We start from the raw sequence: 9,219 nt of genomic DNA, 5'->3' as shown, positions 1-9,219 counted from the left end.
AGTGCTCGACCGGTAAATAGAAGAAGTTTCTAATGCCCGAGCTAAAGGAAAAAGTGCTCGACCGGTAAATAGAAGAAGTTTCTAATGCCCATTGCAAGGTTGCCTGGCTACTAAAGGATAAGGACTTTTGTACTCATATGTACGACTAGGTCTATCTGCGCTCCGCTAAATCTACACGTCTTCTTGATCGGGGATGACCAAGACACTTGCGCTTTTTCTTATTTCCTTGTTTGTTTATTGATGTTCGCTTTTGGGATTATGGAGAAAGTTAGAGTATAATGTGAATGATTAGGAAAAAGGAGGGCTTTTACATGAAATACATAAACATTGCCAATACAGATTTAAAAGCATCCAATATCATAATGGGAAATATGCGCTTGCCTCAACTTTCCTTGGTTGAAGCAGAAGAGCTGATACGTACAGCCATGGACGAAGGGATTAATTTCTTTGACCATGCAGATATTTATGGCAAAGGAAAAAGCGAAGAGATCTTTTCAGAAGCTATTCAGATGAATGCAAGCATCCGTGAAAAAATGATTATCCAAAGTAAATGTGGGATTCGTTCCGGCTTTTTTGACTTCTCAAAAGAGCATATCATTTCGTCCGTAGACGGGATATTAAACAGATTAAATACGGAATACCTGGATCTTCTTCTTCTTCATCGTCCCGATCCATTAATGGATCCTGTCGAGGTAGCGGAAGCCTTTGAAGAGCTATATACGAATGGAAAGGTAAAGTACTTTGGTGTGTCAAACCATAATCCAGCTCAAATGGAACTACTGCAGAAGTATATTCCTTATAAGTTGGTGGTAAACCAGCTCCAATTTAGCATTGCACACACACCAATGATTGATTCTGGAATTGCCTTAAACATGAATATTGATCAGTCAATCAATCGCGATAGCAGTGTTTTAGAATATTGCCGTCTTCATGACATTACCATGCAAGCTTGGTCCCCGTATCAACACGGCTTTTTCGAAGGATCATTTTTAGGTGATGTTGAAAAATATCCTGAGTTAAATCAGGTAATTGATACGATTGCTGAAAAATACGGAGTGACCAATACAGCTATCGCAACAGCATGGATTACACGTCATCCAGCTCATATCCAAGTTGTGCTTGGAACAACCAAAGTAGAACGGATGAAGGAGGCATGTAAAGGCTCCGATATCCGCCTAACAAGAGAAGAATGGTATTCCATCTACAAAGCAGCAGGGAATATCGTACCTTAATATAAGGCTATGTTAAACAACATTGTTGATTTTTATTCCCAGTTGATTGGAGCGGAAATCAACAGACACCTTTAACAAATTCTAATATAAAAATAAAACGTAGGGCGAAGATATCTTCGTCCTATTTTTTGTTCTTTCATACTGGTTGAAAAAAAGTGAAACTTTTTAAATAGGTTACCGTATACTTACTAGGAATATTTTACATAAGTGGAAATAGGGGGTTATGAAATGGAATTACAAAATGAGGTTAATGTACAGAAAGAGAAACCTAGTCTGTTTGGAATGTTTACGAATCCGGTGCAACAGTTTGAGAGAATTAGGGAAAATCCAAAAATATGGGTACCGTTGGTGATTGTTAGTATTCTTTACGCTATTGGAACCATCTTTATGGCTTTTTCCATTGATGCTTCAACGTTAATTGATCAGGGTCTCCCAGAAGATCAAGTAGAAATCGTATTAACCATTACTAAAATTACGGTTGCAATTACTGGTATCATTTCTCCCATCTTTGGCGTGCTGATTAGCAGTGCCATCCAATTGGCCATAGCTAAGATTGCTGGTTCATCTGTTACCTTTAAGCAGTTATTTTCCATGAATACTTTTATTATGGTCATCGGGGCTGTTGGTCTAATTTTAAATATGGCAATTAGGTATGCGATAGGTGGAGATGTTGAAATATATGTTACTAGTTTAGCAGGATTGCTCAATCAAGATAAGGCCGGTTTCTTTGGCTCAATTGAAGTATTCGGTATTTGGACATTAATTATAACGGCCTTGGGGCTTCACAAAACAGGGCAATTCTCCAAGGGGCTTGCATGGACCGTTGCGATTGTTTTCTTCTTAATTGGGATCGGCTTTGGTTTAATCGGAACCTTGTTACAAGGGGCACCGAAACTATAATTAACCAATTTTAATCTTAAAAATTATACCTTTTGATTGAAGGGAGAACAGGATAAGGGAGAAGTCCCCCTCTGGTGATGGGGGCTATCCTTTTGTCCGTATAAAATGAAAAAGAAAATATGGATTACCATAGGTGTTGTCAGTCTTATTGTTCTTATGATTGCAGTCAGCGTCTACCGTCAGGTTTTTGCCAAAGGGCCATCTGTAAAAGTGACACAAATATCCCAGGAAGAAGTATCATCATTATTGATGATTCCGGGTACAGTAAAGCTTGAAGAGGAACAAGTGGTCTATTCCTCACCAGAAAAAGGAGAACTGAAAGAACTACTAGTGAAAGAGGGAGAGATAGTAAAAAAAGGGTCCGTCTTAGCTAAACTTCAAAATCCACAGCTTGACTTGGAAAGGGAACAAAATAAATTAGCCATTGAATCGGCCAATTTAAAAATCTCCCAGATTGATAAAAAAATTAAGCAGCTCAAGGAAAAAGAAACAACATTAGCTAAACAGGTCGGAAAAGAGGAAGCAAAAAAACAACTTGCTCCAGAACTTGAGCAGGCAGAAATGGAAAAAAAGTTAGCCAATATTGAGCTAAAGCAAACCTCCCTGCAAAAAGATTTACTTAGTAAGCGCCAAGGTGATTTGGAGATTAAGAGTACAATAGATGGAGTAGTTTTATCAGTGCAAGACCCAAACACGAGTAGCAGGGACGCATCGAATCTTGAACCACTTATACATATCGGAAAGCTTGAAGGATTAACCGCTGCAGGCCTCTTATCTGAATACGATTCATTAAAAGTAAGCAGCGGTCAAAAAGTAATTTTACGTTCGGATGCAGTTCCAGGGCAAGAATGGCAGGGCCAAATCACTACGATTAGCATCCTTCCACAACAAAATCAATCTGGGCTACAAACCGGTAGTCAGGCAGTGCAGTATCCTGTAACGGTTAAGATCTCGGGCGACACAACAGCATTAAAACCAGGTTTCCAGCTTATTATGGAAATCGAAACTGAAAAGAAGATGACCATGGTCCTTCCAGTGAACTCCTTACATGATGACGGTGAACAGCCATATGTTTATCTTGTAAAGGATGGAAAAGCGCGTAAACAAAAGGTGAAAACAGGTATCACTTCTGGAAAGAAGATTGAAATCCTTAATGGGGTTTCGAAAAGTGACAAAGTCATCGTTCAAGGACCTGAACAATTGAAGGATGGGCTGGAAGTGAAGGTCAAATGATTCACTTAGAAAATATCACACGATCGTTTATGCTAGGGAAAGAGAATGTACATGTATTAAACGGAATCAGCATGACAATTGAGCCAGGTGAATTTGTTGCTATTATGGGCCCCTCCGGTTCGGGCAAATCAACACTGATGAATATTATCGGCTGTTTGGATAAGCCAACAGAGGGTGAGTACTTTCTTGCAGGGGAAAATGTATCCCACTACAACGACAAGGAATTGGCGAGGGTAAGAAATCAGTCAATCGGATTTGTGTTTCAGCAGTTTCATCTTTTACCAAGATTGTCTGCTTTAAAAAATGTGGAGCTTCCAATGATTTATGCAGGGATCTCCAAAAAAGAAAGGCAAGCCCGCGCGGAAGAAGCATTGATCAAAGTAGGATTATCTGACCGTATGAACCACCTGCCAAATGCGCTATCTGGTGGACAAAAGCAACGTGTGGCCATTGCAAGAGCGATTGTAAACCTGCCGAAGCTCATTTTAGCTGATGAACCGACAGGGGCACTTGATTCGAAAACAAGCGAAGATATCATGGCTCAATTTAGTAAGCTAAATGAAGAAGGCGTAACGATTGTTGTAGTAACACATGAATCTGAGGTCGCTCAATATGCGAACAGGACGATCATGGTAAGGGACGGTTTACTGCAATCCCCCTCACAATTTGATAGGGGGCTGATGTAATGAGTTTTATGGAAAATTTAATCATGGCCTTAAGCTCGCTAAAGGCTCATAAAATGCGAAGTATTCTTACCATGCTTGGAATTATTATCGGTGTTGCTGCCGTCATCATTGTAGTTGCGATTGGGCAAGGCGGAGAAGCGATGCTGAAAACACAAATCACTGGTTCTGGAAATACAATTGAAATGTTTTATCAACCATCTGATGAAGAATTGCGGGCAAACCCCAATGTGTTCCTGCAAGCTCCATTCAAACAAGAAGATATTCGTGCGTTGGAACAAATCCCAGAGATTAAGAGAGTGGTAGCATCAAGCACAAAATTGTCACAAGCAAGATTTCAAAAGGAAACGGCCGATGTTTCCACAACCGGGATCAATCAGTCATTTTTAAAATTAAACAAATTAAAAGTAACAAAGGGCCGAAACTTCACTACCTCTGATTTTCTCGGTGGAAGAAGAGCGGGGATTATCAGTAACAAAATGCAGGAAGAACTCTTTAAAGGGGACAATCCTGTTGGCAAAATCATTTTGGTTGCCAATCAGCCAATTGAAATCATCGGTGTTCTAGAAAAGCCGAATGGACTTCTTTCTTTTGGGTCAATGGAGGTTTACCTTCCCTTCCAAACATGGAGAAATATGTATGGCAGCAGTAATTATACCCAAGTAACACTCCAAGCTGCATCTGCTGAACAGCTACAGGCTGCTGGTAAAAAGGCTTCCAGACTGTTAAATAAGATGCATAATACGGAAAAATCGTATCAGGTCATTAACATGGAAGAAATTGCTCAAGGAATTGGGCAAGTAACGAAAATTATGACCTTAATTATCGGAAGTATTGCCGGTATATCCTTATTTGTCGGTGGAATTGGGGTTATGAATATCATGCTTGTATCTGTAACGGAAAGAACCAGAGAAATAGGGATTCGAATGGCACTTGGGGCAACGCGAGGCCAGGTCTTAACTCAGTTCCTCATTGAATCCATGACACTCACCTTTATCGGGGGAATTCTAGGAATATTTCTCGGTTGGGGCACGGCAACCATTGTGAGTTTCTTTGCAGGCTGGCCATCCTTAGTTTCCTGGCAGGTAGTATTAGGTGGAGTGATGTTTTCAATGGTAATAGGTATCATTTTTGGACTGCTCCCAGCAAACAAGGCCTCCAAGCTTGATCCGATTGAATCGCTAAGATATGAATAAACCTAATTAAAAAAGTCTGCATATTAGTGTGCAGACTTTTTTTGATGAATATCTAAACCAAATGGGACTATAGATTTGCAGAAAAATAGTAGTGTGTTAAAATGTTTTTATGGAATATTCAGTTAATATTTCACCGTTCTTTCCCAAATTAATAGTTTAGAAGGAGTCGAGTTGAGAATGAAGAGTGCGAGCGTAGAAAATAAAGGATACTTTGGAGAATTTGGTGGAAGTTTTGTACCTGAGGATTTACAGCAGGTCATGAACGAATTAGAGGAGCAATTTTTACTGTATAAAGATGATCCTGAATTCATCGATGAGTTCAACTATTACCTAAAAGAGTATATTGGCAGAGAAAACCCGTTAACCTTTGCGGAAAATTTAACGAAACAAATCGGTGGAGCGAAAATTTATCTCAAAAGAGAGGATTTAAACCACACAGGCGCTCACAAAATTAATAATGCCATTGGGCAAATTCTATTAGCCAAACGGATGGGTGCAAAACGTATTATCGCGGAGACAGGTGCTGGACAGCATGGCGTAGCCACTGCTACTGCCTGTGCGATGTTCGGGATGGAATGTATCATATATATGGGAAAACTGGACACGGAGCGGCAGGCTCTTAACGTGTTCCGAATGGAACTACTAGGAGCAAAAGTGGTTGCAGTTGAAAAAGGCCAGGGGCGCCTTAAGGATGCTGTCGATGAAGCATTAGGTGACTTAGTGCAAAATTATAAACATACTTTTTATTTATTAGGTTCGGCTGTTGGTCCTCACCCTTACCCATCAATGGTGAAACACTTTCAATCTATTATTAGTGAAGAATCCAAACGTCAGATACTTGAAAAAGAAGGAAAACTACCAACAGCGATTCTTGCCTGTGCAGGTGGTGGCAGTAATGCGATTGGTGCGTTCGCTCATTATATTGAGGAACCATCTGTTCGATTAATTGGAGTGGAACCAGCGGAAGCCCCAACCTTAACAGAAGGGGTTCCAGCTGTCATTCATGGCTTTAAATGTTTAACACTATTGGATGAAAAGGGAGAGCCGAAACCAACTTATTCGATCGCTGCTGGCCTGGATTATCCTGGTGTAGGTCCAGAGCATAGCCATTTAAAAACTAGCGGAAGAGCAGAATATGTGACGGTTACGGGGCAAGAGGCGTTAGAAGCGTTTCAACTGCTTAGTAAAACGGAAGGGATTATACCAGCATTAGAAAGCTCCCATGCTGTGGCCTATGCCATCAAACTGGCAAAGAATTTATCTCCTGAAGATGTGTTGATTGTAAACCTATCTGGCCGCGGAGATAAAGATGTGGAGCAGGTATTTAAGATGTTAAAAGATAAATAAATGGAAAGGGCGAGGTAGCAAAATCCTCGTCCTTTTCTTCTGGAGGAACCATATGGAAGGCTTAGTATTTGAAAAGGGATATAAAGAGAATGAAGCGTTAAGAGACAGCTTTAATGAACTGGCCTTAAATACATTTGGAATTGAGTTTGAAACTTGGTATCAACATGGCTACTGGACAGAAAAATATCAGCCATACTCCTTTATTCACCAAGGGAAAGTGATTGCGAACGTCTCCGTTAATCTCCTAAACTTGGTGATTGGTGGAGAGAGTAAGCGAGCTATTCAAATCGGAACGGTTATGACACATCCGGATTATCGTAATCAAGGGCTATCGAGAAAACTTATGGAACTGGTTTTGGAAGATTTTAAATATGTCGACCTTGTCTATTTGTTTGCCAATCAAACGGTGTTGGATTTCTATCCTAAGTTTGGGTTCAAAGCTATGGATGAAATCCAGTTTTCAACAAACTACGATTTTAAGCCTGCGAACCAATCGAGGGTAAAGAAATTAGATGGCACCAACCCAGAAGACTTATCTTTTATCTATACCTTAGCTGCAAATAGAAAAAGCATTTCAAAGACCTTTGGAACCATAGGCAGTGAGGAACTTTTATTGTTTTATAGCATAATGGTATTTAGTCAGGACCTCTATTATTTAGAGGACGAAAAGGTCTTGGTTATTTTTCAAAAAGAAGATGATACCATTCACCTTTATGATATAGTTTTTACTGAGGAAGTAGATATTCAATTAATTATCAACCAGATTGCCTCACCAGAGAGTAGAAAAATCGTTTTTCATTTTCATCTAGACAATCAAGAGTCCCTTCTTACGAATGAAATATACCAATCTAGTAATGTTCTTTTTGTAAAGAATCTTACAAACGTTATATTGCCTGAAAAATTCAAGCATCCGATTACATCTCAGGCGTAACTCTGTAAATATTGATAGGAAGTGTAGTATGTTGATAAATAAAAATTTTGTAGCTCAAAAAATCATCATCACAGGAGCAAATAGTGGTATTGGCTATGAAGCAGCAAAAGCTTTAAGTAAGAGTGGTGCTGAAGTTATTTTAGCTGTAAGGAATGAAGAAAAAGGCAAGGCTGCGGCAGAGTCTATTGTGAAGGAAGTAGCTCAAGCAAAGGTTGCAGTTATTCGACTCGATTTAGCCGATTTAGCTAGTGTTAGAGATTTTGTGGAAAATTATAACAAACGATATGATTCCTTACATATTTTGATAAACAATGCAGGGGTAATGGTACCGCCATATGGTTTAACAAAAGACGGATTTGAATTGCAATTTGGAAGTAATCATTTAGGACACTTTGCTTTAACAGGCCTATTACTACCTTTACTTAAGAACACTCCACAATCACGAGTAGTGTCACTCAGCAGTATTGCCCATAGAGGGGCATCCATTGATTTTGATAACCTAGATGGATCAAAAGGCTATAAGGGTATGAAGTTTTACGGGCAGAGCAAGCTTGCTAATTTACTATTTGCTAAGGAATTAGACTACAGGTTAAAGGAGAATGGTCTTCCAACGATTAGTCTTGCTTGCCATCCGGGTATTTCCTCAACAAATTTATTTAAAATAGGGAAAAGAGAAGCCCCGGGGTACTTGAAAGCATTAATGAAGGTATTTTTTCAACCAGCGGAAATGGGGGCTCTGCCAACGATCTATGCAGCAACAGAATCCAGTTTGGCTGGCGGAGAATACATAGGGCCTGATGGCAGAGGAAATAGAAAGGGACAACCAACGATAGAAATTCCAGCTCCTGGTGTGTACAATACGGAAACCATGAAGAAGCTTTGGGAAGTATCCGAAAGATTAACTGGAGTAACGTACGATTTTTCTAAATAAAAACTTTAAGCGACATGAAGTCCCCTATGACTGCTAAATGGGGGCTTTTTTTCATGTAACAAAGAATTGAATCACAATGCAAAGAATATATATAACCAAGCATGTACTCTATTTTTAATAAAAGGGGAGCCCTATGTTCAGAAAAAGAGTGAACTATTACATAGATAATAATCGGTCGAGTAGCATTTCCTTTTATAAACGGGGCTGTTCTATTTTTTGCGGAGCATCGCTAGTTGCCATATCCTTGCAGCTATTTCTAGTGAAAAATTATGTGATCGATGGAGGCGTAATTGGAATCAGCATTATCCTTTCTCATATTACTCGTCAAGAGGTGGGATTGTTTCTGCTATTATTAAATACTCCTTTTTTCATAATTGGCTATTCTTACCTGGGTAAAAGGTTTCTGGCTTTAAGCCTATTCGCTATTCTCATTTTGTCATTGGGAACCTATGTACTAGAGCCGTATCCGGCTCTAACACATCATCCTTTATTAGTGATTATTCTAGGTGGAATTATCTTAGGTTTAGGAGTGGGGATCACTATACGATTTGGTGGATGTTTAGATGGGACTGAGGTACTCGCCATTCTATTCAGCAAACGTTCCCGGTTTTCAATTGGACAATATATCCTATTTCTAAATTTTTTCATATTCAGTAGTTCTATTTTTATTTTTGGATTAAAGGAAGCTATTTACTCATTAGCAACTTTTTTTGTCGCCTATAAAACCATTGATTTTTCAATTCAGAATACATAAGTAGACTTTCAA

Annotated in this window: 9 protein-coding genes; all 9 read left to right on the top strand. The window is 39.3% G+C overall.

From position 1 onward, the window contains the following. The first annotated feature begins 311 nt into the window (after positions 1–311). Positions 312–1,232 (top strand): aldo/keto reductase, encoded by a 921-nt coding sequence (locus ABES03_RS09655; RefSeq protein WP_430117081.1) that lies wholly within the window; start codon positions 312–314, stop codon positions 1,230–1,232. Between the two features lie 228 nt (positions 1,233–1,460). After that, positions 1,461–2,132 (top strand): Yip1 family protein, encoded by a 672-nt coding sequence (locus ABES03_RS09650; RefSeq protein ID WP_430117080.1) that lies wholly within the window; start codon positions 1,461–1,463, stop codon positions 2,130–2,132. A 105-nt stretch (positions 2,133–2,237) separates the two neighbouring features. Beyond that, complete coding sequence (locus ABES03_RS09645; RefSeq protein WP_430117079.1) at positions 2,238–3,365, top strand: efflux RND transporter periplasmic adaptor subunit; 1,128 nt, start codon at positions 2,238–2,240, stop codon at positions 3,363–3,365. Continuing rightward, positions 3,362–4,051 carry an ABC transporter ATP-binding protein gene (locus ABES03_RS09640; RefSeq protein ID WP_430117078.1) on the top strand — a complete coding sequence of 230 codons (690 nt, stop codon included), beginning with the start codon at positions 3,362–3,364 and terminating at the stop codon, positions 4,049–4,051. The genes ABES03_RS09645 and ABES03_RS09640 overlap by 4 nt, the downstream gene beginning before the upstream one ends. Further along, a complete protein-coding gene (locus tag ABES03_RS09635; RefSeq protein WP_430117077.1) occupies positions 4,051–5,244 on the top strand; it encodes an ABC transporter permease in 1,194 nt (397 codons plus the stop codon). Before ABES03_RS09640 ends, ABES03_RS09635 begins: the two co-directional genes overlap by 1 nt. A 177-nt stretch (positions 5,245–5,421) precedes the next feature. After that, the gene (gene trpB / locus ABES03_RS09630) at positions 5,422–6,591 is read left to right on the top strand and encodes a tryptophan synthase subunit beta (protein WP_430117076.1); all 1,170 of its coding nucleotides are present in this window, start codon (positions 5,422–5,424) and stop codon (positions 6,589–6,591) included. 52 nt (positions 6,592–6,643) lie between these two features. Further along, the gene (locus ABES03_RS09625; protein ID WP_430117075.1) at positions 6,644–7,522 is read left to right on the top strand and encodes a GNAT family N-acetyltransferase; all 879 of its coding nucleotides are present in this window, start codon (positions 6,644–6,646) and stop codon (positions 7,520–7,522) included. Positions 7,523–7,550: 28 nt separating this feature from the next. Continuing rightward, entirely contained in the window at positions 7,551–8,453 is a 903-nt protein-coding gene (locus tag ABES03_RS09620; RefSeq protein ID WP_430117074.1) for an oxidoreductase, read from the top strand. A gap of 133 nt (positions 8,454–8,586) precedes the next feature. Further along, positions 8,587–9,207, top strand: a complete 621-nt coding sequence (locus tag ABES03_RS09615; RefSeq protein ID WP_430117073.1) for a YitT family protein — start codon at positions 8,587–8,589, stop codon at positions 9,205–9,207. The last annotated feature ends 12 nt before the right edge of the window (positions 9,208–9,219 follow it).

The sequence above is a fragment of the Neobacillus rhizosphaerae genome (assembly GCF_050477885.1).
Lineage (GTDB): Bacteria > Bacillota > Bacilli > Bacillales > Cytobacillaceae > Neobacillus > Neobacillus rhizosphaerae_A.
This window is presented reverse-complemented; position numbering and strand designations above follow the sequence as displayed.